The organism is Comamonas sp. GB3 AK4-5 (genome assembly GCF_041320665.1).
GTDB lineage: Bacteria > Pseudomonadota > Gammaproteobacteria > Burkholderiales > Burkholderiaceae_C > Comamonas.
The window spans coordinates 4,569,972-4,592,267 of sequence record NZ_CP166730.1 but is presented as its reverse complement, the minus strand read 5'-3'; the positions used below and the strand labels follow the sequence as shown (position 1 = coordinate 4,592,267).

Genomic DNA, 22,296 nt, shown 5'->3' with positions numbered 1-22,296 from the left:
TGCCGCAGCCCCATGGCCCGGGCTGGCAAACAGCGGCACAATAGCGGCTTCACACCAAGTTCTTGCGCGCTGACATGGCAACTGTCAGCGGCCGGACTTGCCTTGTTCATTCCCCACACCAGGACGCTGAGCCTGCTCACTGCGAGCAGGCTGGGCCGCTGCATTGCACGGCCCTAAAGCCCCTGTCGCAGGCAAGGATGGGCAAGATGCCAAAGGCTGTGCTTTGGCGCAAAGAAGCCGTGGATTTCTTGGTGGACGTGAAGATGCAAATGGCGGAATATCCCAGAGCCCGAAGATGGGATTGCCTACTCAAAGGTTGAAGCAAATTATGAAGCGCGAAGATATGGACCTGACTGCCCGCAATGGTCTGGCTGAACAGCCCATCAGCCTGGATGTGCTGAAGGAAAAATACCTGAAGGCCGGTGAATCCGGTGTGGAAGACCTGTTCCGCCGCGTGGCCCGCTCCCTGGCCTCGGTGGAAGCTGAAGACCAGCGCGAGCTGCAGGAAGCCCGTTTTCTGCAAAACCTGCGTGCCGGCGGCATTGGCGCCGGCCGCATCATGAGCGCCGCGGGCACCAACATCCAGGCCACGCTGATCAACTGCTTTGTGCAGCCCGTGGGCGACTGCATCCAGGGGGTGGACGACGAAGGCTTCCCGGGCATCTATGAAGCCCTGCGCGAAGCCGCCGAAACCATGCGCCGTGGCGGTGGTGTGGGCTATGACTTCTCGCGCATCCGCCCGCGCGGTGCCGAGGTCAAGGGCACGGCCTCCATGGCCTCCGGTCCTTGCAGCTACATCAATGTGTTCGACCAGAGCTGCTCCACCGTGGAGTCGGCCGGTGCGCGCCGTGGCGCCCAGATGGGTGTGCTGCGCATCGACCACCCCGATGTGCAGGAGTTCATCACCGCCAAGCGCACGCCAGGCCGCTGGAACAACTTCAATGTGTCCGTGGGCGTCACCGGCGGCTTTATGCAGGCCGTGGAGCAGGACGCCGACTGGGAGCTGGTGCATGGCGCCAAGCCCGGCGCCGGCCTGGTGTCCAAGGGCGCCCACCAGCGAGCTGACGGCCAATGGGTTTACAAGACCATCAAGGCCCGTGCGCTGTGGGACAGCATCATGCTGTCGGCCTATGACTTTGCCGAGCCCGGCATTCTGTTCATCGACAACATCAATACCGACAACAACCTGTCGTATTGCGAAACCATCAACGCCACCAACCCCTGTGGCGAGCAGCCGCTGCCGTCCTATGGCTGCTGCGATCTGGGCCCCATCATCCTGACGCGCTTCGTCCAGAACCCCTTCGGCATCGCGGGCGCTGCGGCCTTCGACTTTGCCGCCTTCGAAGCCGTGGTGGCCACCGAAGTGCGCATGCTGGACAACGTGCTGGACGCCACCTTCTGGCCCCTGCCCCAGCAGCGCGAGGAAGCCATGGCTAAGCGCCGCATCGGCGTGGGCTTTACCGGCATGGGCAATACGCTGTGCATGTTGCAGCTGCGCTATGACTCGGAAGAAGGCCGTGCCATGGCCGCACGCATCACCGAAACCATGCGCAACGCGGCCTATGCCGCTTCGGTGGAGCTGGCCAAGGAAAAGGGTGCCTTCCCCAAGTTCGATGCCAAGGGCTATCTCAAGGCCGGCACCTTCGCCAGCCGCCTGCCCAAGGCGCTGCAGGACGCCATCAGAAAACACGGCATCCGCAACAGCCATCTGCTGTCGATTGCGCCCACGGGCACGGTGTCGCTGGCCTTTGCCGACAACGCCTCCAATGGCATCGAGCCACCGTTCTCCTGGACCTACACCCGCCGCAAGCGCGAGGCCGACGGCTCCACCAGCAGCTACCAGGTGGAAGACCATGCCTGGCGCCTGTACCGCTCCATGGGCGGTGATGTGGAGCAGCTGCCCGACTACTTTGTCTCGGCGCTGACGATGAGCGCGGCCGACCACATCGGCATGATGCAAGTGGTCCAGCCCTTTATCGACACCTCAATCTCCAAGACGGTGAACATCCCCGAGGACTACCCCTTCGAGGACTTCAAAAACCTGTACCTGGGCGCCTGGAAGGCCGGCCTCAAGGGCTGCGCCACCTACCGCCCCAACTCCATTCTGGGCGCGGTGCTGGAGACCACCAAGCCCAAGGAAGAAGCCAAGCCGGCCGCCCAGGAAGCGCCCGCGCAAGCCGTGGTCGACCCCATGCGCACGGTGATCGAGAGCCGTCCCAAGGGTGCGCTGTCTTCCGTGACCGACAAGATCGAATACTGGACCCAGGAAGGCCAGAAGCGCCTGTACCTGATCGTCTCCTTCCTGCCGGTGGAGCGGCCCGAAGGCGGCAGCGTGGACCGCGCCATCGAGTTCTTCATGCCCGTGGGCCAGAACGGCGAGTCGCAGCAGTGGATCACCTCCAGCATGCGCTTGCTGTCGCTGGCCGCACGTGGCGGCTTCCTGGAGCGTGCGCTGGAAGATATGCGCAAAGTGGTTTGGGACCGTGGGCCCGTGCGCCTGGGCAGCTTCGAGCGTCCCGATGGCGCCCGCGTGCCCATGTGGCATGACTCGGAAGTGGCCGCCATCGCCTACGCCATCCAGCAAATCCTGGCCGAGCGCGCCCGCGCCCCCGAGCAGATGCAGCTGGCGCTGACCGATGCCGCCGAAGCCGTGGCCCCCACGGTGCAGGAGCAACATGCCGACAAGGCCGGTGCCCAGCTGATGGCAGGCAAGAAATGCCCGGAATGCGGCGCCCACGCCATGATTCGCAAGGATGGTTGTGAGTACTGCACGTCCTGCGGCCACCTCGGCAGCTGCGGTTGAGTGGCGGCGGGCCTGACAGGCCTGCAGGCTTTGTTGCCACACCTCGCCGTACGCTTGTACTGTCTTCGGTGTGGCGTCGCGCTTGCACCAGCCACCTGCGGTGGCTTGGCCTGTCCGACCCGCTGCTAAGGGCTGGAGCGCGCTGTCACAACACCAACGGCTGGTTGCATCAAGGCACCAGCCGTTTTTTTATGCACCATGCAGCTTTGCACCACCAGGAATCCCCATGACCAGCCGCGTTTCCTTGCCCGGCCTGCGCACGCCCGGCGCCGGCTTTGACCAGCCTTTCGAGATGCTGGCCGCCTGCCATGAGCGCGTGGCGCGTACGCTGGATTTGCTGCAGCGCTTGCAGGCCCATGTGGCGGAAAAAGGCGTAGACGACAACGCCCGCCAGGCTGCGCGCGATGTGCTGCGCTACTTTGACAAGGCCGCACCGCTGCACCATGAGGATGAGGAGCTGCATATCTTTCCCCCGCTGCTGCGCGGTGACATCGACGCGGCCACCCAGGCCGTGGTGCGCCAGCTGCAGCAAGACCATGTGGACATGGCTGCCTGCTGGGCCCAGGCCAGGCGGCCGCTGCTGGCCTTGGTCGATGGTGTGCAGGATGCGTTTTCGCCAGCTGAAAGTGCATTGCTGCAGCGCTTTGCCGCCATGTATGACCAGCATTTGCAGCATGAGGACCGGTTGATCTACCCCACCGCCAAGGCGGTGGTGGATGCGCCCAGCCAGCAGACCATGGGCCGGGAGATGGCCGCACGCAGAATGCCCACCCCCTGAGCCGCTTCGCGCCTTGCCCTTCTCACTCGCTGCGCGGGAGGGAGACGGCACCGGCGCTGCGGGGCGGCCCTTGCACGGTGCCTTGATTGAGGGGGCAGTGGGGGATATCACGGTGGGCACCAGCGCGGTGGATTACAGCAATCCTGCATTTCCAATGCTATGGGCCACGTCTTGGTTTTGATAGCTGCTCATGCTTGTGCCATAAGCGCTAGTGGCCTGTTTGGCATGGAATAAAGGCAGAGGGGCAAACCGAGGATACTTGCGCTTTCCTTTTGCTTTCCTTTTGACTGCGGTGGGCGTGCGGCCTGCACCGGTTTGTCCCATGCTGTCCCGACTCTCTTTCCCTTTGCGCGTTGTCCTCACCTTGCTGCTGGCCTGGGGCGCTGCGCTGCTGTGTGTGGCCCTGCACACGCCCCTGCCCTGGATGATTGGCCCGCTGCTGGCTACGGCCTTGTGCGCCGTGGCGGGTGCGCCCATGGCCAGCTGGATTCCGCTGCGCAATCTGGGCCAGTGGACCATGGGGGCCGCGCTGGGCCTGTACTTTAGCCCTGAAGTGGCGCGCATGGTGGGCAGTCTGTGGTGGGCGATTGCCCTGGGCGTGGTCTGGGCATTGCTGCTGGGCTGGTTGTTCAGCAGCTGGCTGTACCGCCGCACGGCAGCGCGCATGCCGGAGATCCCCGCCCGGCAGCTGCGCGCCACCACCTATTTCGCCGGTGCGATCGGCGCCGCCTCCGAGATGACGCTGCTGGCCGAGCGCGAGCATGCGCGCACCGATCTGGTGGCCGCCAGCCACATCCTGCGGGTGCTGATCGTCACCCTGTCCATTCCCTTTGCGCTGCAATGGTTCGGCGTGCAGCCCCTGCCCGATCTGATGCCGCCCGCCATCCGCACGGTGAGCTACAGCGGCCTGGCCCTGCTGGCCGCGCTGACCCTGTGTGGCGCGGGCCTGATGCTGCGCACCGGCCGGCCCAATCCCTGGTTTCTGGGGGCGCTGGGCGTGTCCGTGGGCCTGACGGTGGCCGATGTGCAGCTGTCGGCCCTGCCGGGCAGCTGGGTGAATGCGGCCCAGTTGGTCATCGGCGTCAGCCTGGGCGTGCGCTTTCGGCGCGAGTTCCTGAGTGCCGCGCCGCAGTGGCTGGGTTCGGTGGCCGTGGGCACCGTGGCACTGACCATCTTGTGCGCCGCCTTTGCCTGGTTGCTGCATGCAGGCACGGGCCTGCCCTGGGTCACGCTGGTGCTGGGCACCTCACCCGGCGGTATTGCCGAAATGGCCATCACCGCCAAGGTGCTGCAACTGGGCGTGCCGGTGGTGACCGCCTTCCAGGTCTGCCGCCTGATTGCCGTGCTGCTGGTGGTGGCGCCACTGTACCGCTGGCGCTATGGCGCACCGGATTGAGAGGCCGGCATGAGACAGCCCTGGTTGCTTTGCACCATGACCAGCCTGATGGTGGGCTGGGTGTGTGCAGGCCTGCTGATGTGGATGGCCTGGCAGGAGAACGCGCAATGCGAGATCCACTGCGCCGAGCTGGGCGTGGACTGGGGCTACTGGCTGACGCTGGGCGCCGCAGGGGGCTGCGGTGTGCATGGTGCTGGGGGCGCTGCTCATCTGGAGTCTTAGGCTGCTCAAAAAATAAGAGCAGACCTTAGGTAGGGGAACACAGCAGGAGAGATCGATGGAGACCACTGCCTTTCAGGCCATCAAGCTTGCCGTCGTCAGCGTTACTGGCCTTTCCAAGGACGCCCTTCATATCTACATCGGTCTGACGGTGTACCTGGTCGCCTGCTTGGCACTGCGTAAGTCAGCGCGCAACTGGTGGCCGGTGCTGCTGGTGGTGTGCGTCGCCTGCCTGGGTGAGGCGCTGGATATGCGCGATGACATCCGCAGCCTGGGCTATTGGCGCTGGCGTGCCAGCCTGCATGATGTGGTGAATACGGTGTTTGGGCCTGTGGTGCTCTATCTCTTTGGGCGCAGAGTTCGATAGCTGTCGAATCACGACGAGCCGGAGTCGAAGCAAGGGTTCCCGGGGCAGTGTTGCGTACGTAGACACCTCGGATTGCTTGATGGTGGCTTGAGGTGGAGGGGGGGCTTGTTCAAGACATGGCGTATGTCCCATGGTTGCATGCTGGCCAGCGGTATGCCAGCACGCTGGAGGCTGGATAAGCGTGCACGCGCACTTCTCCTTGCTGGTTGCCTCCGAGCAGAAAAATGCGGTCACCCTCCATCTTCTGGAAAAAACCGACATGACCTTTCCAGCTCTCCGGGTCATCGCGCCATAAAACGGTGATGCAACCCACAACAGGTGCATCAAGACCTTGGCCCCACTCCAGCCAGGAACGGGCCAATGCAGAGGCTGTGCCGGGTATGCCAACGCTGCGACAGCGTCCAATGCGCAAATGACGAGCACCAAGATACCTTGTCGTCATAGCCCTCGACATTGGTCCCCGCGTGGTAGGCGGTGATGCGGGGATTGCTTTCGCCAGCCCCCAAGGCGCGAACACCTTGCTCTGCATGGGCGGCAGCCATCCATGGTGGTGGGTGCATATGGAGATTCCAGGTGAAGCCTGCAGGAAATTCTGCCACCTGGCGTTGGAAACGCCTGTTCCAAATCTTTGTGCGGTGCGCATGACCATGCACCATAAAAAAAGCCGCAGGGCGGTGAAGCACTGCGGCGGAAGAGCCCATGCAGGCATGGGCGGAGCTATCGCTAAGGTTTAGTAGCGCGCATCAGCAGGTTTTTTCCCATTCGGCCAGTCCTTGTGCTTGTTGGCAAAGTCCGGGCGCGGCTGGTGGCTGAAGTACTCGGCCACGTCCACGGCTTCCTGGTCGGAGAGGCCGCCTTGTCCCAGCGGGAACTTGTTGTGCATGGCGATGGGCATGTTGCGCTTGACGAAGGCCGCAGCCGTGTAGGTGCGGGCCAGGCCGGCGCCCAGGTTGAAGGATTCATCGCCCCACAGCGGTGGGTAGACCCACTGGCCCTTGGCGTTCTTGATGCCTTCACCGTCGCTGCCGTGGCAGATGGCGCATTGGGCGGTGTAGATCTTCTTGCCGTTTTCGGGGTTGGGGATGATGTCCTGGCTGATCTTGCCCACGCCACGGCCCTCGACCTTGTCCTCGGGCTTGGTTTCGTTGCGCATCCAGTCGAACAGCGCGACCATGGACTTCATCTCTTCAGAGTCCAGCGGCAGCGGCTTGCCATTCATGGAGCGCAGGAAGCAGCCGTTGATGCGGTCTTCCAGCACGATGGTGCGGCCGGCGCGCGGTGCGTAGCTGGGGAAGAAGGCCGAGACACCGATATAGGGCGAGCCATCGGCCACGGTGCCAGCGTTCAAGTGGCAGCTGGCGCAGTTCAGCGCATTGCCCACGTTCTTGGGCAGCAGGTCACGGGTTTCGATGTTCAGGCGTGCACCGTAGACCAGTTGCTCGGCGTTCTTTTCCTTGAGCATATTGGCCAGGCGTGGGGTCTCGAAGGGGCGCGAGTTGTCGGGCTGGGCATTGAGCTGCTTGCGCTGGCTGGCAATGTCCTTGGCCTTGATCTCGGCGGCCTCCTTGCTGCCCCAGTTGCGGCGCGCAAAGTTCAGGATTTCGGCAATCTCCTGGTCGTGCAGCTGGGCGAAGGAGGGCATGGTCAGCGGGTGCGAGTGGGTCTGGGTCACGGGCGTGGTCCAGCCGGTCAGCATGATGTGCACCAGGGTGCTGGGGTCACCGCCGCGCAGCGAGCGGTTGCCTTCCAGGGGCGGGAATACATCCTTCACGCCGCCGCCGTCTGCACGGTGGCAGTCGGCGCAGAACTGCAGATAGCCCAGGCCACCACGGGTGGTGTAGAGGTCGGCAGGCACGTTGTAGTGCGCAGCGTTGGAGGCCACCAGGGCCTCGGTGCTGCCCACGGCGCGTGCCGGAATGGCGATTTGCGGCGCAGGGCCCTGAACCACTTGCATGGGCAGGTCAGCCTTGCCGGCCGGCAGGGCCTTGAGGTAGGTGCCAATGGCCAGCAGATCGCCGTCGCTCATGTACTGGGTGCTGTGCTGCACCACGTCCACCATGTTGCCGGAGACGGTGCCGTGGCGGTTGCGCCCGGTCTTCAGCAGCTCGGCGGTTTCCTCGGGGGTCCACAGATTGCGCAGGCTCAGTGCGCGCCAGCCTTCAACGATCTCGCCGGCCAGGAAATGCACGCCATCCTTGCCTTCGCCGGTCATGGTCTTTTCCTGGAAAGCCACGCCGCGTGGGGTGTGGCAGGCGCCGCAGTGGCCCAGGCCTTGCACCAGGTAGGCGCCGCGGTTCCATTCAGCGCTTTGGCTGGTCTGGGGCTGGAAGGGGGTGTTGTCCAGGAACATCCAGTTCCACAGCGACAGGCCCCAGCGCTGGTTGAAGGGGAAGCCCATTTCCGAAGGCTTGTTGGCCGCCTGCACCGGCTCCACGCCCTGCATCAGGTAGGCGTACAGCGCCTGCATATCGTCCTCGGTCATCTTGGCGTAGGACGGGTAGGGCATGGCCGGGTAGAGGTTGCGGCCATCAGCGGCCACGCCCTTGCGCATGGCGCGGTCGAATTGCTCGAAGCTGTAGCCACCCATGCCGCTGTTTTTGTCGGGCGTGATGTTGGTGGAGTAGAGCTTGCCGAAAGGCGTCTCCAGCGCCAGGCCGCCGGCCATGGGCTGGTTTTTGGTGCCGGTGTGGCAGGCCACGCAGTCACCCAGGCGGGCCACATAGCGGCCGCGTTCGACCAGGGCGCGCTGCTCGGTGCTCAGATCGGCGGCGTAGTTGGCGGGCAGGTCGTCAATGACCTGGGGGGCGGGAGCAGAGGCTTCGGTGTGCTCCTGCACGGCGGCCGTGGACAGCTGCCAACACAGGCCCAGCACGGCGGCCAGGGGAATCAGGCCATATTTGTATGAGGTTCTCATGCCATTTTCTCCACATGGGAATAGAGGGGTGATGTGATATTGCACCCACTGCATGTCATACGTATCCACGCCTGCGATGCAGCGTTGATTTGCATCAGCAAATAATGCGGTGTTTCAAAACCCAGTGCAAATCATTCGCGCAGGAGATAACCCGCCGTTCCAAGTGATGTAAGGCTGCGGCGAGAGGAGTGGTGCGCGGGTGACTGGGAGTGAATTCCGCTGTATGTGCAGATTCATAGCGCTTGAGGTGCTATGAAAGTAGGTGCGGCTCTGTGCTGGATTATCGGCAGGCCAGATGGTGTTGCCTGGATTGTCTTAGCGATATTCTCTAGCAAACATTTTGCTTAATGCCCAGTTAATATTGTATTGATAGCGATTATTGAGCTTTAGCCAGCATGCCAGAGATAATGCCCTTGAATATATGTGCCATGGCATTCAAGAGGGGCAGGCTGCGGTATGTAGCAACACCTCCACATGGCCATGAAAAAGGCCGCACAAGGCGGCCTGGGGAGAAGGAGCGAACTGGTCAATGATCCAACGAGCACATGAAGCTGGCGCAGCCCACACCAGGGCACCGCACAAGGGCCGCCCCGCCGTGCTGGTGCCGTCCCCCTCCATCGCGTAGCGACAGAGAGGGGGAAGACGCGAAGCGGCTCAGGGGGTGTCCCATTTCTCAATGCACCAGTACCGGGTTCTGTGCCAGGCCGGTGTAGCGCTCCAGCGTGTCTTCCACCTCTTCCTGGGTGGGCGATTCGCGCTGCCAGGCCAGTATGGTTTGCTGGAACAGCTCGGCCCAGGAGCCATCGAGGTAGACCTCCTTGCCCGAGCGCTTGTCCACGATCTCAAACCCATGGCGTGGCATAGGTGGGGCCGGTGTCTTTCCGTCCGACAGGGTGATGGCGGAGGCAATATCGGGCTCGGGCTGCATGTGCAGCACCACAAAGGAATCCGAGTCGTAAAGCATTTTCATGGTGCACCTCCTGTTGCCGGTTCTACCTAGGTGGACGCCGCAGCGATAGTTTCAAGGGGCGCAGCCCCTGGGGCGGACGTCTCGGGACCAGTATTCCATGGAAACGGCACAGCGTGCAGGGCATGCCGACAACAGCCTTGCCCCGCTTTCGCAGGCGGGGCGGGGTTCAGGGGGCGCTGTGGGACTGCAGCCGCATGTCGACATGGTCGCCGTTGTCCTCGCTCAGGCGGATGCGCACCGGCAGATAGCCCAGGGCCGGCGACAGCCACAGCTCGGCCTTTTGGTCGCCTGGGTGGCGGGGCAGCCGTTCCAGCCGCAGCGTGGGCAGGCTGCCCACGGGCAGCTCTTCGGTGCCACTGTCCTGCACCAGAAAGGTCCAGGGCTCCACGGCCTTGGTGCTGGCCGTGGGCAGGGTGATTTCGGCGCCCTGGGGATAGCGCTGGGGCGCAGCGGCCAGCATGCCGGCCAGTTGCAGAAACACGCTCAACCGGTCCTGCGTGCCGGTGGCAATGCGGGCCAGTGGTGCCTCGGGCTCGAAGCGGGCTAGGCCGGTCACCCAGTCCATATGGGCCGCGCGTAGCTTGCTGCGGGCGCGGTCTTCAAAGCGTTCGGGCTGCAGGCCTTCGGCGGTGATCTGGCCTCGGCTGTTCTGGCTGCGTGCGCCCAGCAAAAAGGCGCTGATCTCCTGGCTGGCCTGGTACTGCTGGAGTTGGGGCTGCCATTGCAGCCGCGCGCTGGCGCTGTAGTGAAAGCCTTTGACCTGGCCTTGCACCTGAAAGCGCAGCAGCTGCGCGGGCGGTGCCTGGTAGGGCATATCGGTCTGCGCCGGCTGGCCGGCCGCTGTGCGCAAGGTGATGCGCTGGGGCGGGGGCGTGCCGGCCGCAGGTGCGTTGGCCTGTGCGGCTTCGGCTTCGGCATCGTCTGCCGGCATGCCGGCAGCGGGGGGCTCTGCCTCGGGCGTGGGGGTAGCGCTGGAGTCTGTTGCGGCGGCTTGTGCTGCGGCCTCGGTCGGTTCGGCCGCGGCATCGGAGACCGGGGGCTCCACGGGTTCTACGGGCTCTGCAGCGGTTTCGGCCGCTTCGCTGGCGTCGGGCACGGGGTCTGCAGCGGGCTCTGGCGTGGGCAGTGGTGGTGGTGGCGGCGGGGGCGCAGGCCGGGGTTTGGGTTTGGGTGCCGGGGGTGGTGCTGGAGGAGGGGGCGGCGGTGGTGGCACCACGGTGCGGGTGGCAAACACCGGAGCCTCGGAGGCGGTGGAGGCGGGGGCGTCGGTGTGGCTGCCCCAGGGCAATTCGGTCAGAAGCCAGGCATGCAGCGCGAGCACGGCGACAGTCAGGGCCGACAGAGCAAGCAGGCGGCGCATGGCGGTCTTCAGGCCTGCACGGCCGGGGCATGGCCCAGGTCGTGGGAAAGCTGGCGGGCCCAGGCCGACAGCGGGCCATGCACAGCGCCCTGCCAGCGGGCGTCAAAGCGGGTGCTGGGGCCCAGGCACAGCACGCCCAGGGCCAGCTGGCCGCTGGCATCGAACACGGGGGCGCAGAAGGCGGCAGTGCCGGGCAGCAGATGGCCTTCCACGCGGGCCGCGCCCTGGGCGCGGACCTCGGCCCACAGCGGCTGCAGCGCGGCAATGGCAGGCGCAGTAGGCGCATCGGCGCCATGGGTCTGCTGCAGCTCGGCCTGTAACAGGGGAGCGGTGGTGGCGGCGGGCAGCCAGGCCGCAAAGCAGCGGCCGGTGGCCGAGCTCAGCAGCGGCATCACATCGCCCAGGCGCAAATGGGCCACCACGGTTTGTGGGCTGGGCATCCAGTGGACCAGGGTAGGGCCCTGGTTGCCCCACACGGCCAGGGCCAGCGTGTGCTGCATCTGCTCCATGAGTGCGGGCAGGCGCTCGCGCGCCAGCTGCACAGGGTCTAGGCGCGTGAGCGCGGCCAGGCCCAGGTGCAGGGCGGCGGGGCCCAGGTCGTAATGGCCGCTGCGCCCGTCCTGCACCACCAGGCCCAGTCTTTGGTAGCTCACCAGATAACGGTGGGCCTTGGCCGCACCCATGCCGGCCGCAAAGGCCAGGTCCTTGAGCATCAGCGCGCCGGGCGCACGGCCCAGGGCCTGCAGCAGCGTGAAGCCCACCTCCACCGATTGAATGCCCGCGCGTTCCTTGTCCATTGGCCTAGAATTTCAGGTTTTGCTTGAGTTAAACGGGTTTGACAGAACGAGGGCTTGCGCAAACCAGCACGGAGCATGGCGGTGCCGCAAAGTGAAGCACTTGCATCCACCGGATTGGCACAAGCCGTATGAACGTAATTTTGGCAGACCGCAACAGTCTGCGACACGGAGGTACAGGCCCATGAAACTCGCCACCTACAAGGACGGCTCCCGCGACGGCCAACTGGTCGTTGTCTCGCGTGATTTGCGTCTGGCGCATTATGCGACCGGCATCGCCAGCCGCCTGCAGCAGGTGCTCGATGACTGGGCCTTCATGGCCCCGCAGCTGCAAGACCTCTACCACCAGCTCAACCACGGCAAGGCGCCCCATGCCTTTCCCTTCGATCCGCAGCAATGCATGGCGCCGCTGCCGCGTGCCTACCAATGGGCCGATGGCTCGGCCTATATCAACCATGTGGAGCTGGTGCGCAAGGCGCGTGGCGCCGAGGTGCCGGCCAATTTCTACACCGACCCGCTGATGTACCAGGGCGGCAGCGATGACTTCATCGGCCCCTGCGACGACATCGTCGTGCCCAGCGAGGCCATGGGCATCGACTTCGAGGCCGAGATCGCCGTCATCACCACCGATGTGCCCATGGGCAGCACGCCGGTGCAGGCACTGGACGGCATACGCCTGGTGATGCTGGCCAACGATGTGAGCCTGCGCAACCTCATCCCCAACGAGTTGGCCAAGGGCTTTGGCTTCTTCCAGGCCAAGCCGGCCACGGCTTTCAGCCCCGTGGCAGTGACGCTGGACGAGCTGGGCGACAGCTGGAAAAACGGCCGCCTGCACCTGACACTGCAGAGCACCTGGAATGGCCGCAAGGTGGGCATGTGCGATGCCGGTGAGGACATGACCTTCCACTTCGGCCAGCTCATTGCCCATATCTGCAAAACCCGCAATGTGCGCGCCGGCTCCATCGTGGGCAGCGGCACCGTGAGCAACCCCGGCGTGGAAAGCGGCAGGGGCAAGGCCAGGCGCATGGAATGGCCCAAGGGCTATAGCTGCATTGCCGAAAAGCGCTGCATCGAAACCATTCAGGACGGTGCACCGCAGACCGCCTTCATGCAGTTTGGCGACACCATCCGCATCGAAATGAAGGGCAAGGATGGCCACAGCATCTTTGGCGCCATCGACCAGAACGTGGCGTCTCCCGGTGGTGAGGAATGACGCAGCCCCTGAGCGGTCTCGCGAATTTTTTCCCTCTCGGGTGGCGCCCCTGGCATGCGATGCGGCTGCTGCGCAGCACCGAGGGCGTTGATATGCAAAACCGCCGCCCAGGCAGTCTGCATATGCGCGGGCTGCTATCGATAGGAAAGCGTCTGCTGGCTGCCAGCCTGTTGTGCTGCGGTCTGGCCCAGGCCCAGACGCCGGCCTCCACCTGCTTGCCGGAGCCGCAACCGCCGACCGAGGCCGAGCTGGTCCAGCTGCACCAGCAGGCGCGTGACCGGGGGCTGTTGTGGCGGCTGGAGCATGAGGGCCGCACCAGCTGGCTGTACGGCACCATCCACGTCAATCAGCGGGCCTGGTTTCTGCCGGGGCCGGGCATTGCCCAGGCCCTGCAGGGCACGGATTTGCTGGCGCTGGAGCTGGACTTGATGGACCCCGCTGTGCAGCAGGAACTGGCCCGGGGCATGCGTGCGCCGGCCAATGCCCAGCCCTTGCCGGCTGCGTTGCGCCAGCGCCTGGACCGGTTGCTGCAGGCCGCGTGCGCGCCAGCGCCGGTGGCCACGCTGCGGCCAGAGGCGCAAATCATCACCTTGCTGGCCCTGGTGGGCCGCAGCCAGGGACTGGAGCCGCAGCTGGGCGTAGACCTGGCGCTGGCCAGCATCGCCCTGGGCCTGGGCAAGTCCATCATCGGGCTGGAGAGCCCGGACACACAGCTGCGCGAGCTGGTGTCCGACGACCCGGCCGAGGTGCAGCAGCGCGTGGCCACCGGCCTGGAGCATCTGGAACGTGGCGACGCGGCGCAGCAACTGATGCGCCTGGCCCAGGCCTGGGCCGATGGCGATGTGCAGGCGCTGGAAAACTACCCCCAGTGGTGCGACTGCTTGAACACCGAGGCCGAGCGTGCCGAATACGCCCGCGTGGTGGATGGGCGCAACCCCGGCATGGCGGCCGGCATTGCCCAGCAGCTGCGCCAGGGCCACAGCCTGTTTGTGGCCGTGGGGGCGCTGCACCTGGTGGGGCCGCAAGGCCTGCCCGCGTTGCTGGCGGCACAGGGCTTCAAGGTACAGCCCGTGGTGTTGGGCGCCGTGCCTGCAGCGGCAGGGACCGACAAGACCACAACGCCGTAGCAACCAACGAGGTCAGTCCGCGAGAACTGCTGCACCATTGCGCCAGTTGGGCGCCGGCCTGACATAACCCCACAGGAGGTCAGCATGGTGCGCAGGCCGTGGTTGCAGGGACCCTTCGGATCTTCTTGGATATGGGCATGGCAGCGGGCTTGCTGTGTCGCCTTGCTGTTGGCGGTGCTGTGGGGGCCGCACAGCGTGCAGGCACAGTCCACGGAGCCCATACCGCCACAGCCTGTGGTGCCGCCAGCACAGGCCGACCAGGCCTGCCCTCCCCAGGCCCGTCTTCCACCGAGCGCTAAGCTGCACCGCATGGCATTGCAGGCGCGCGATCGCGGTTTTTTGTGGCGGGTGGATCACCAGGGGCGCACGGCCTGGTTGTACGGCACCCTGCATGTGGCCTCCTTACGCAGAAGCCTTCCAGGCCCTACGGTGAGGGAGGCGCTGCGCAGTGCGGGCAGCCTGGCGTTGGAGCTGAACCTACAGGACCCGGCGTTGTTGCGCCCTGTGCAGGACGGGATGACTGCCAGGCCGGACGCCCAGCCCTTGCCTCAGGACCTGGCAGATCGGTTGGCGGCGCAGCTGCAGGCAGCCTGTCTGCCCGCATCTTTACAGCAGCAGATGCGGCCTGATGCCCTGATCTTGAAGCTGGTGACACTGTCGGCCCGCAGGCAGGGTATTTATCCGGACTATGGCGTAGACATGATGCTGGCGGGTGTGGCCCAGAAGCTGGGCAAACCAATTCTGTCGCTGGAGGCGCCGGAGCAGCAGTTGCGTGCGCTGATGACGGATGAGCCAGAGGCCTTGCAAAACAGTGTGCGCTTTGGCCTGGAACAGTTGGAAAGCGGAGCCACTGCCCAAGGCGTGGCCCAGCTGACACAGATCTGGGCGGATGGCAGGCTCAATCTGCTGGAAACCTATTTTCAGTGGTGCCATTGCGTGGGATCCGACCAGGAAAGGGCCAACTTGGTTCAGCGGATTCAGGTACGTAACCAGGCCATGGCCGCGCAGATTGCGGCGCAGCTGCGGGCCGGAGAAACCCCGTTTGTGGCGGTAGGGTCGCTGCATCTGACGGGGCCGCAGGGCCTGCCGGCACTGCTGGCGGCACAGGGCTTTGCAGTGCAGCGCGTGTCCTGGCCTGCTCCAACGGCGCAGTCCCGTGCAGCCATTGCTGAAGCAAAAACGCCTGAAATGCAATAGCGACAAGCGCGGGCTGCTATCAAAACAAAGTTGCTGCACCATGGCTGTCATGGGCGGATATCGCATCCGCAGGAGCACGATATGGATCGCAGACAGTGGCTGGCCCGCACCGCAGCGGCGGCAGGTGGATTTCTTTCTCACACCGCATGGGCGCAGGCCGCAGGGGGCAGCAGCGCCTGGCCGCGCCAAAGCCTGCGTTGGCTGGTGCCTTATCCGCCCGGGGGCGGCACCGATGTGCTGGCCCGCACCGTGGCCGAGGCCATGCGCCCGGCACTGGGCCAGGCCATCGTCATCGAGAACAAGCCCGGCGCCGCCACCAATATTGCGGCCCAGCAGGTGGCCACGGCCCGGGCTGACGGCTACACCCTGATGTCGGCCGACAACGCGGTGCTGGCCTTTAACGAGCATTTGTTCCGCAAGCTGCCCTTCAGCCCCGCCAAGGACTTCAGCTATATCGGCGGCATCAGCCGCTTTCCGCTGGTGCTGGTGGTGAACCCGGCTTTTCCGGCGCAGACCCTGGCCCAGCTGCTGCAGCAGGCCCGTGCACAGCCGGGGCAGATCAACTACGCTTCACCCGGCAATGGCTCGCCCCACCACCTGGCCATGGAGCTGTTCCAGCAGCGCGCGGGCGTGCGCCTCACCCATGTGCCCTACAAAGGCGCCGCACCTGCCGTGGCGGATGTGATGGGGGGCCAGCTGCCCTGCATGTTTCTGGACCTGGCGGCCGGCCTGCCGCTGATGCAAACCGGCAAGCTGCGCGCCCTGGCCGTGGGCTCGGCCCAGCGCCTGAAAGCCCTGCCTGATGTGCCCACGCTGGCCGAAGCCGGCGTCAGCGGTGCCGAGGTCTATGCTTTTCAAGGTGTGCTGGGCCCGGCCGGCCTGCCCGATGCCGTGGTGCAGCGCTTCAACGGGCTGCTCAACCAGGCCCTGGCCAGCCCCGCCGTGGTGCTGCGCATGCAGGAGCTGGGCATGGAGCCACTGGCCGGCACGCCCACCCAGTTCTATACCCTGGCCCGTGAAGAGGCACGGCGCTGGGGCGCCATCATCGAACAGGCAGGTGTACGGCTGGATTGAGGCCGAGGGCGGCGTGCCTGGCAGGTCAGGCACGCGCAGCCCGTTCCTCTTCACTCAGCCGGCAAGCTCTGTGCTTCCTTGGCCTCGTAGATTTCGACGCGGTTACGGCCGTTGCGCTTGGCGGCGTAGAGCATCTCGTCGGCGTAGGTAAACACCGAGGGGATGCTGCTGGAGTTTTCGGGCCAGCCGGCCACCCCCAGCGAGATGGTGATGCGGCCCACGGTGGGCAGCTCGGTGGCCTCTACCAGACGGCGCAGGCGCTCGGCCACTTGGGCGGCGATGTGGCAGGAGGCGTTGGGCAGCAGCAGCACAAACTCCTCTCCGCCTACGCGGCAAGGCAGGTCGTGGGCGCGGGAGACTTCGCGCATCTGCACGGCCAGCTGCTTGAGCACGGTGTCCCCCACGCCGTGGCCAAAGCTGTCGTTGACATGCTTGAAATGGTCGATGTCCACGGCCACCACCGAGAACGGCGTCTGGTTGGCTTCCAGGTTGGCCAGGGCCGCATCCAGATGGCGGCGGTTGCCCAGGCCGGTCAGCGGGTCGGTGTGCACATCCTGGCGCAGCTTGGAGATGTTCTGGTGCAAAAGGCCTATGCCCACCAGCAGGGCTTTTTTCAGCTCCTGCGCTTCGTAGTACCAGGAGGAGACGGACTGGATGTTCTGTGCCGTCTCCGGCCGGTCCATGGTGCGGGCGCCGTTGGCCAGTTGGCGCAGCGGGCTGGCAATGCGGTGGGCGCTCCACCAGATCACCAGCAGCATGACCACGGCCATGGGCAGAGTCTGCTGCCACATATGGCGCACCAGCCGGTCCAGCGGGGCCAGGGTCGACGCCTTGGGGCGCTGCGAGATGATGCCCCAGCCCGTGCTTTGCACCACGGAAAATCCGGCCAGCATGGCCGTGCCCTGGCTGTTGGTGCTGGCAACCTTGCCCGAATCCCCCTTCACCACCTGATCGATGGCGGGGTTGCCATCGACCACCATGCCGATCCGGTCGCTATTGGGGTGGTAGATGATGCGTTTGGACTTGTCCACCACGTACAGGTAGGAGCCGTCCTTGTAGAAATGCGTGCCCAGCAGGCGGTCGAGAATGTTTTCCTGCTTCAGGTAGACGCTGCCTGCCACGGCGCCCAGGTACTGGCCCTGGGGGCTGAACACCGGGTGGGTCAGCAAGACAATGAAGTTGCCGGTGGACGCCATATAGGGCTCGCTGATCGCCGGCTTTTGCGTGGCAATCGACTCCCGCACCACATCGCTGTACAGCGTGCGGCCCTTGAGCTTCAGTGCTTCGGGCGAGGTGGCAAGCACCAGGCCGCTGGCGTCATGGATGGTGATGGAGTTGAAGCTCTTGGTCTGCAAGCGCAGGCGCGTGGCCTCGCTGGACAGCTGTTCGGGGCTGTCCATGTGCGTGGACAGCAGCTGGGCCGTATAGGCCAGCTGCTGCAGGGCGGACTGCAGAAAGTCATCCGTGCTCTTGGCCAGCTTGGTGGCATAGGCATAGTTGGCTTCCAGGGTGTTGTCTATCAGTTGCTGGCGCTGGGCCGCGTAGCCGGCATAAAAAGTATTGGCAAAGGGAATGAGGGCGCTGCACAGCGTCAGCACCAGAATCAGACGGCGTAAATCCATGGCGGCAAGGCCGGACGCAGGCGGCCGGCCAATCAAACAGGCAAAAAGCGTGGTGGGCGGGGGAGGACCGCCTGGCTGGCGGCCATGAGGGGAACCCACGCGGTTGCGGCCATTATCGGGTGAGCATGTAACGCTATGTGTCGGTTGTGCACCACGTCAGCCAGTCACGTGCCTGCACCCTCCCTGGCGCAGCAGGCCAAGGAGGGCGCTCAAGTGGGTAGATGCGGCTAGAGCGTCAGGCAGATCTTGCCAAAGTGCTGGCCCGATTGCTGGTGGGCAAAGGCTTGGGCGGTTTGCTCCAGGGGGTAGCTGCGGTCGATGACGGGGCGCCAGTCAAAGCACTCCAGCGCGCGCACCATGTCCTGCTGCATTTCCCGGCTGCCCACGATCAGGCCTTGCAGCGTGACCTGTTTGCGCATCATCTCGGTGGTGGGTACATCGCCGGCAAAGCCGGTGAGTACGCCAATCAACGCAATATGGCCGCCTGCCGCGCAAGCGCGTATGGACTGTGGCAGGGTGCCGGGGCCGCCCACTTCCACCACGATGTCGGCGCCGCGTCCGCCGGAGGCCGCCAGCACGGCATCGCCCCAGTCGGGCTGCTCGCGGTAGTTGATGACCACATCGGCACCCAGGGCCCGTAGGCGCTCGGCCTTGGCAGCGCTGGAGGTGGTGGCAATCACGCGCGCGCCCATGTGTTTGGCCAGTTGCAACGCAAAAATGGAAACGCCCCCCGTGCCCAGCACCAGCACGGTGTCACCGGCCTGGATGCGGCCATCCACCACCAGGGCGCGCCAGGCCGTGAGGCCGGCCGTGGTCAGCGTGGCGGCTTCCGCATGGGTCCAGCCCTTGGGGGCATGGGTGAAGGCCGTGGCGGGCAGGTTGACGCTTTCGCGGGCAAAGCCATCCACACCGTCGCCAGGCACTTGCTGGAAATCGGTGGGCATATGGCGGCCCGCCAGCCATTGCGGAAAAAAGGTGGAGACCACATGGTCGCCCACGGCGAATTCCTGCACGCCAGCGCCCACGGCCGTGACCACGCCGGCTCCATCGGCCATGGGGATGCGGCCATCGGCCGCGGCATTGGGCAGGGTGACGACCAGCAGATCGTGGTAGTTGAGCGAGCTGGCGTGCACGCGCACCTGGATTTCACCGGGGCCAGGAGTCGGGGCGGCGGGCAGGTCCACCAGTTGCAGTTGATCGAGTCCGCCAGGGGCGGCAAGTCGCAGGGCTTTCATGACAGTCTTTCGGGATGAAGCAGATGTGTTGCATGGTGCCCGGCCACATTCCAGAGCGCCAGAACCAACATATTTGTGGCGTAGTATTAAAAATGTAAGTAATGCATCACAGCAGGGCTGGCGCTAGGCTCTGCATTCCCCCAAAAGGCCGCCACCATGAAAAAACTGAACCGCAAAAGCGGCTGCGCCGTGGAGGTCACGCTGTCCGTGATGGGCGGAACCTGGAAGCCCATCATCCTGTTTCACCTGATGCCAGGCAGCAAACGTTTCAGCGAGCTGGGCCGCGCCATTGGCGGCATCACCCAGCGCATGCTGACCCTGCAGCTGCGCGAGCTGGAAGAGGCCGGCATTGTGCTGCGCACCGTGTATGCCGAGGTGCCGCCGCGCGTGGACTATGCGCTGACCGCGCTGGGCCTGTCGCTCCAGCCCGTGCTGCTGGCCATGCGCGACTGGGGGGCGGCTTATGCCCAGGAGCAGCTGCACGAGGCAGGGTCGCCGCCGGCCTGCACACCCGGTGGCGACCAGGCCTGACGGAGGCTAGACCTCGCCCGCTCTACTGCACGCTTACTTGCGTGCGGAGTCCAGCTGTTCGTTGTTTTGAACGACTTCCTGGGCCTTGGCATAGCTTTCGATCAGCAGTTGGTAGTGGGGGAAGATGCCGGTATAGGCCTCGGCCCACTGGGCTGCGTCGTCGCGGTTCCAGGTCTTTTGCAGCTCGGAGGCGACGGCGGCCGTGTCGATGGGCACCACGCCCGCCTGCATCATGCGCGCCAGGGTGATTTCCTGGGCCATCTTGGAATAGGTGCCTGAGGCGTCGATCACCGCAAACACCTGGTAGCCCGCCGCCACGGCAGCGATGGAGGGAAAGGCCATGCACACGCTGGTGATGGTGCCGGCGATGATGAGCTGCTTCTTGCCCGTGGCCTTGACGGCCTGCACAAAGTCGGGGTTGTCCCAGGCGTTGATCTCGCCCTTGCGTGCCACGTAGACGGCATGGGGGGCATTGGCATGGATCTCGGGAATCAGAGGGCCGTTGGGGCCTTGCGGAACGGAGGCCGTGGTGATCACCGGAATCTTGGACAGCGTGGCCACCTTGGCCAGCGAAGCCACCAGGCGACGCAGCGTGGTGAAGGGCATGTCCTGCACGGTCTGGAACAAGCCGCTTTGGTGGTCAATCAGCAGCATGGCCACGTTGTGGGGGTCGATGACGGGCGCAGCGCCGTGGAAGTTGGCGGGCAGGGTCGAGGAAACGATGGTCATAAAAGCTTTCTGAAAGAAGAGGGTTCAAGCAAGGCGCCGTCAGATGTGCTTGCACGGGGCGAGCGCGTTACGCGCAGCGCATGAAACGGCCTGGCCTATGTCAGTGGCACCGCGCAAGGGCTTACGCCGGCCGCATCGCCCCGCCGCGCCGGTGCCGCCCCCTCCGGCGCGTAGCGCCTAAAGAGGGGAAAGACGCGAAGCGGCTCAGGGGCGCGCTGGGGTTCACTTGCCCGCAGTCAGCGTGGCGTAGCTGTTCATCAGGTTGCGGTAGTCGGGGATGTGGTTGCTGAACAAAGTGCCCAGTCCATGCACGTCGTTGCGCCAGTCGCGGTGCAGCTCGCAGGCCGCGCCAAACCAGGTCATCAGTTGGGCGCCGGCTTGCTCCATTCGGCTCCAGGCGGCCTGCTGGGTCATGGCGTTGAAGGTGCCCGATGCGTCGGTCAGCACAAACACATCAAAACCTTCTTCCAGGGCCGAGAGCACGGGGAAGGCCACGCAGACCTCGGTCACCACGCCGGCCACGATGAGCTGCTTCTTGCCGGTGGCTTTCACCGCCTTGACGAAGTCCTCGTTGTCCCAGGCATTGATCTGGCCGGGGCGGGCGATATAGGGCGCGGTGGGGAATTTTTCCTTCAGCTCGGGCACCAGCGGGCCGTTGGGACCATCTTCAAAGCTGGTGGTCAAGATGGTGGGCAGCTTGAAGTACTCGGCCATGTCGGCCAGGGCCAGCACATTGTTCTTGAACTTGTCGGGATCGATGTCGCGCACCAGGGATAAAAGCCCGGTCTGGTGGTCAACCAGCAGCACGGCGGCGTTGTCTTTGTCGAGGCGAACATAGGGTTTAGCGCGCATGGTGTTTCCTTTGCGAAAGGGTGGAGGGAAGGTAGAAAGGGTGTGCGGGGCCAACACCTGCGGGAGGCAGGCGTTGGCGTGGTGCCAGAACCGGTCAGTGCGACAGCGTGGCGCTGCGCTCCGCCGCCGGGATCTGGCCAAAGTGGCCGCTGCGGAAGTCCGCCATGGCTTGCGCAATCTCGTCCTCGGTGTTCATTACGAACGGGCCATAGCCCACCACCGGCTCCTCGATCGGCTCGCCCGACAGCCACAGCAGCGTGACGTCGTTGTTGGCCTCCAGCTGCACCACATCACCGGCGCGGTCCAGGTGCACCAGTTGCCCGGCGCGTGCCACTTCCTGGCCGTTGAGCAGCACCGTGCCATGCAGCACCACCAGGGCCAGCGTGTGGCCGGGCATGGCATGCAGCTCGGTGCTGGCACCGGCCGCAAGCCGCACATCCCACACATTGATGGGGGTAAAAGTGCGGGCCGGGCCCTGCGCCTTGGCATTCGCAGCGGTGTAGTCACCGGCAATCACCCGCAGGCTGCCGGCCCCATCGGGCAGGGCCACGGTGGGAATGTCGGCATTCAGCAGCGTCTGGTAGCCGGGGGCGGTCAGCTTGTCCTTGGCAGGCAGGTTGACCCACAGCTGCACCATCTCGAAGTTGCCGCCGGCCTTGGCATAGGCGTCGGAGTGGTACTCCTCATGCAAGATGCCCGAGGCCGCCGTCATCCACTGCACATCACCGGGGCCGATGGTGCCGCCCGCGCCGGTGGAGTCGCTGTGGGCCACTTCGCCTTCGTAGACGATGGTCACGGTCTCGAATCCCCGGTGCGGGTGGGTGCCCACGCCACGGCGCTTGGTGGTGGGGGTGAACTGGTGCGGGCCGGCATGGTCCAGCAGCAAGAAGGGGCTCAGTGCCTTGCCGTGGTCGCCATAGCTGAACAGCGAACGCACGGGAAAGCCGTCGCCAACCCAGTGGGGGCGGGGGGCTTCGTAAACGCCCAGAACGCGCTTGAGCATGGCATTTCTCCTGGTGAGGGATGGGCGCTGGCGGTGCCGCGTCTCCATCCGTTGAACATGAGGCAGAGTATGAATTTGGGACGCTAGTCTGAGTAGTCCACAATATTCACCT

At 65.0% G+C, this 22,296-nt stretch carries 19 protein-coding genes and 1 pseudogene; 10 read left to right on the top strand and 10 right to left on the bottom strand.

Annotated features, from left to right (window positions below; all coding sequences use genetic code 11):
* Positions 1-328 precede the first annotated feature (328 nt).
* The 5 genes from ACA027_RS20385 to ACA027_RS20365 all read left to right on the top strand — a co-directional run bounded on the left by ACA027_RS20385 (position 329) and on the right by ACA027_RS20365 (position 5,563).
* The gene (locus tag ACA027_RS20385) at positions 329-2,803 is read left to right on the top strand and encodes an adenosylcobalamin-dependent ribonucleoside-diphosphate reductase (RefSeq protein ID WP_370680008.1); all 2,475 of its coding nucleotides are present in this window, start codon (positions 329-331) and stop codon (positions 2,801-2,803) included.
* Positions 2,804-3,029: 226 nt separating this feature from the next.
* Positions 3,030-3,581 carry a hemerythrin domain-containing protein gene (locus ACA027_RS20380; RefSeq protein WP_370680007.1) on the top strand — a complete coding sequence of 184 codons (552 nt, stop codon included), beginning with the start codon at positions 3,030-3,032 and terminating at the stop codon, positions 3,579-3,581.
* Between the two features lie 322 nt (positions 3,582-3,903).
* Positions 3,904-4,977 carry an AbrB family transcriptional regulator gene (locus ACA027_RS20375; RefSeq protein ID WP_370680006.1) on the top strand — a complete coding sequence of 358 codons (1,074 nt, stop codon included), beginning with the start codon at positions 3,904-3,906 and terminating at the stop codon, positions 4,975-4,977.
* A 9-nt stretch (positions 4,978-4,986) separates the two neighbouring features.
* Complete coding sequence (locus tag ACA027_RS20370) at positions 4,987-5,199, top strand: hypothetical protein (protein WP_370680005.1); 213 nt, start codon at positions 4,987-4,989, stop codon at positions 5,197-5,199.
* A gap of 55 nt (positions 5,200-5,254) precedes the next feature.
* On the top strand, positions 5,255-5,563 hold the full coding sequence (locus ACA027_RS20365; protein WP_370680004.1) for a hypothetical protein: 309 nt from the start codon (positions 5,255-5,257) through the stop codon (positions 5,561-5,563).
* Positions 5,564-5,672: 109 nt separating this feature from the next.
* On the opposite strand, the pseudogene ACA027_RS20360 reads toward ACA027_RS20365, so the two are convergent.
* The 5 genes and pseudogenes from ACA027_RS20360 to ACA027_RS20340 form a co-directional block, all read right to left on the bottom strand.
* Positions 5,673-6,123 (bottom strand): annotated as a pseudogene (locus tag ACA027_RS20360) (TIGR02594 family protein).
* A 170-nt stretch (positions 6,124-6,293) separates the two neighbouring features.
* Positions 6,294-8,477, bottom strand: a complete 2,184-nt coding sequence (locus tag ACA027_RS20355) for a c-type cytochrome (RefSeq protein WP_370680003.1) — start codon at positions 8,475-8,477, stop codon at positions 6,294-6,296.
* Positions 8,478-9,150: 673 nt separating this feature from the next.
* Entirely contained in the window at positions 9,151-9,447 is a 297-nt protein-coding gene (locus ACA027_RS20350; protein WP_370680002.1) for a DUF3567 domain-containing protein, read from the bottom strand.
* A gap of 166 nt (positions 9,448-9,613) precedes the next feature.
* Entirely contained in the window at positions 9,614-10,807 is a 1,194-nt protein-coding gene (locus ACA027_RS20345) for a DUF3108 domain-containing protein (RefSeq protein ID WP_370680001.1), read from the bottom strand.
* An 8-nt stretch (positions 10,808-10,815) separates the two neighbouring features.
* A complete protein-coding gene (locus ACA027_RS20340; protein WP_370680000.1) occupies positions 10,816-11,604 on the bottom strand; it encodes an IclR family transcriptional regulator in 789 nt (262 codons plus the stop codon).
* Positions 11,605-11,785: 181 nt separating this feature from the next.
* On the opposite strand from ACA027_RS20340, the gene ACA027_RS20335 reads away from it, so the two are divergent.
* The 4 genes from ACA027_RS20335 (at position 11,786) to ACA027_RS20320 (ending at position 16,212) form a co-directional block, all read left to right on the top strand.
* Entirely contained in the window at positions 11,786-12,814 is a 1,029-nt protein-coding gene (locus tag ACA027_RS20335; RefSeq protein ID WP_370679999.1) for a fumarylacetoacetate hydrolase family protein, read from the top strand.
* A 92-nt stretch (positions 12,815-12,906) separates the two neighbouring features.
* Positions 12,907-13,941, top strand: coding sequence for a TraB/GumN family protein (locus tag ACA027_RS20330; RefSeq protein ID WP_370679998.1), 1,035 nt, complete (start codon positions 12,907-12,909; stop codon positions 13,939-13,941).
* A 309-nt stretch (positions 13,942-14,250) separates the two neighbouring features.
* Positions 14,251-15,138 carry a TraB/GumN family protein gene (locus tag ACA027_RS20325; protein WP_370679997.1) on the top strand — a complete coding sequence of 296 codons (888 nt, stop codon included), beginning with the start codon at positions 14,251-14,253 and terminating at the stop codon, positions 15,136-15,138.
* An 81-nt stretch (positions 15,139-15,219) separates the two neighbouring features.
* Positions 15,220-16,212, top strand: coding sequence for a Bug family tripartite tricarboxylate transporter substrate binding protein (locus tag ACA027_RS20320; protein ID WP_370679996.1), 993 nt, complete (start codon positions 15,220-15,222; stop codon positions 16,210-16,212).
* A gap of 50 nt (positions 16,213-16,262) precedes the next feature.
* On the opposite strand, the gene ACA027_RS20315 is transcribed toward ACA027_RS20320, so the two are convergent.
* Both ACA027_RS20315 and ACA027_RS20310 read right to left on the bottom strand, forming a co-directional pair.
* A complete protein-coding gene (locus tag ACA027_RS20315) occupies positions 16,263-17,834 on the bottom strand; it encodes a diguanylate cyclase (RefSeq protein WP_370679995.1) in 1,572 nt (523 codons plus the stop codon).
* 227 nt (positions 17,835-18,061) lie between these two features.
* Positions 18,062-19,069 carry an NAD(P)-dependent alcohol dehydrogenase gene (locus ACA027_RS20310; RefSeq protein ID WP_370679994.1) on the bottom strand — a complete coding sequence of 336 codons (1,008 nt, stop codon included), beginning with the start codon at positions 19,067-19,069 and terminating at the stop codon, positions 18,062-18,064.
* A 156-nt stretch (positions 19,070-19,225) separates the two neighbouring features.
* On the opposite strand from ACA027_RS20310, the gene ACA027_RS20305 reads away from it, so the two are divergent.
* Complete coding sequence (locus ACA027_RS20305; protein WP_370679993.1) at positions 19,226-19,600, top strand: winged helix-turn-helix transcriptional regulator; 375 nt, start codon at positions 19,226-19,228, stop codon at positions 19,598-19,600.
* 33 nt (positions 19,601-19,633) lie between these two features.
* Here the strand turns inward: ACA027_RS20305 and ACA027_RS20300 are convergent, their stop codons facing one another.
* From ACA027_RS20300 to ACA027_RS20290, 3 genes are all read right to left on the bottom strand, one after another.
* The gene (locus ACA027_RS20300) at positions 19,634-20,329 is read right to left on the bottom strand and encodes an isochorismatase family protein (protein ID WP_370679992.1); all 696 of its coding nucleotides are present in this window, start codon (positions 20,327-20,329) and stop codon (positions 19,634-19,636) included.
* A gap of 222 nt (positions 20,330-20,551) precedes the next feature.
* Entirely contained in the window at positions 20,552-21,181 is a 630-nt protein-coding gene (gene ycaC / locus ACA027_RS20295; RefSeq protein WP_370679991.1) for an isochorismate family cysteine hydrolase YcaC, read from the bottom strand.
* 94 nt (positions 21,182-21,275) lie between these two features.
* Complete coding sequence (locus tag ACA027_RS20290; RefSeq protein ID WP_370679990.1) at positions 21,276-22,184, bottom strand: pirin family protein; 909 nt, start codon at positions 22,182-22,184, stop codon at positions 21,276-21,278.
* Between the last annotated feature and the right edge of the window lie 112 nt (positions 22,185-22,296).

Bases quoted from the DNA above. Each gene is read 5' to 3' on its own strand.
- ACA027_RS20355 (WP_370680003.1), bottom strand. From the start codon at position 8,477: ATGAGAACCTCATACAAATATGGCCTGATTCCCCTGGCCGCCGTGCTG.
- ACA027_RS20310 (WP_370679994.1), bottom strand. From the start codon at position 19,069: ATGAAAGCCCTGCGACTTGCCGCCCCTGGCGGACTCGATCAACTGCAA.
- ACA027_RS20340 (WP_370680000.1), bottom strand. From the start codon at position 11,604: ATGGACAAGGAACGCGCGGGCATTCAATCGGTGGAGGTGGGCTTCACG.
- ACA027_RS20385 (WP_370680008.1), top strand. From the start codon at position 329: ATGAAGCGCGAAGATATGGACCTGACTGCCCGCAATGGTCTGGCTGAA.
- ACA027_RS20365 (WP_370680004.1), top strand. From the start codon at position 5,255: ATGGAGACCACTGCCTTTCAGGCCATCAAGCTTGCCGTCGTCAGCGTT.
- ACA027_RS20320 (WP_370679996.1), top strand. From the start codon at position 15,220: ATGGATCGCAGACAGTGGCTGGCCCGCACCGCAGCGGCGGCAGGTGGA.
- ycaC (WP_370679991.1), bottom strand. From the start codon at position 21,181: ATGCGCGCTAAACCCTATGTTCGCCTCGACAAAGACAACGCCGCCGTG.
- ACA027_RS20330 (WP_370679998.1), top strand. From the start codon at position 12,907: ATGCAAAACCGCCGCCCAGGCAGTCTGCATATGCGCGGGCTGCTATCG.
- ACA027_RS20290 (WP_370679990.1), bottom strand. From the start codon at position 22,184: ATGCTCAAGCGCGTTCTGGGCGTTTACGAAGCCCCCCGCCCCCACTGG.
- ACA027_RS20300 (WP_370679992.1), bottom strand. From the start codon at position 20,329: ATGACCATCGTTTCCTCGACCCTGCCCGCCAACTTCCACGGCGCTGCG.
- ACA027_RS20350 (WP_370680002.1), bottom strand. From the start codon at position 9,447: ATGAAAATGCTTTACGACTCGGATTCCTTTGTGGTGCTGCACATGCAG.
- ACA027_RS20335 (WP_370679999.1), top strand. From the start codon at position 11,786: ATGAAACTCGCCACCTACAAGGACGGCTCCCGCGACGGCCAACTGGTC.
- ACA027_RS20345 (WP_370680001.1), bottom strand. From the start codon at position 10,807: ATGCGCCGCCTGCTTGCTCTGTCGGCCCTGACTGTCGCCGTGCTCGCG.
- ACA027_RS20305 (WP_370679993.1), top strand. From the start codon at position 19,226: ATGAAAAAACTGAACCGCAAAAGCGGCTGCGCCGTGGAGGTCACGCTG.
- ACA027_RS20375 (WP_370680006.1), top strand. From the start codon at position 3,904: ATGCTGTCCCGACTCTCTTTCCCTTTGCGCGTTGTCCTCACCTTGCTG.
- ACA027_RS20325 (WP_370679997.1), top strand. From the start codon at position 14,251: ATGGCATTGCAGGCGCGCGATCGCGGTTTTTTGTGGCGGGTGGATCAC.
- ACA027_RS20380 (WP_370680007.1), top strand. From the start codon at position 3,030: ATGACCAGCCGCGTTTCCTTGCCCGGCCTGCGCACGCCCGGCGCCGGC.
- ACA027_RS20370 (WP_370680005.1), top strand. From the start codon at position 4,987: ATGAGACAGCCCTGGTTGCTTTGCACCATGACCAGCCTGATGGTGGGC.
- ACA027_RS20315 (WP_370679995.1), bottom strand. From the start codon at position 17,834: ATGGATTTACGCCGTCTGATTCTGGTGCTGACGCTGTGCAGCGCCCTC.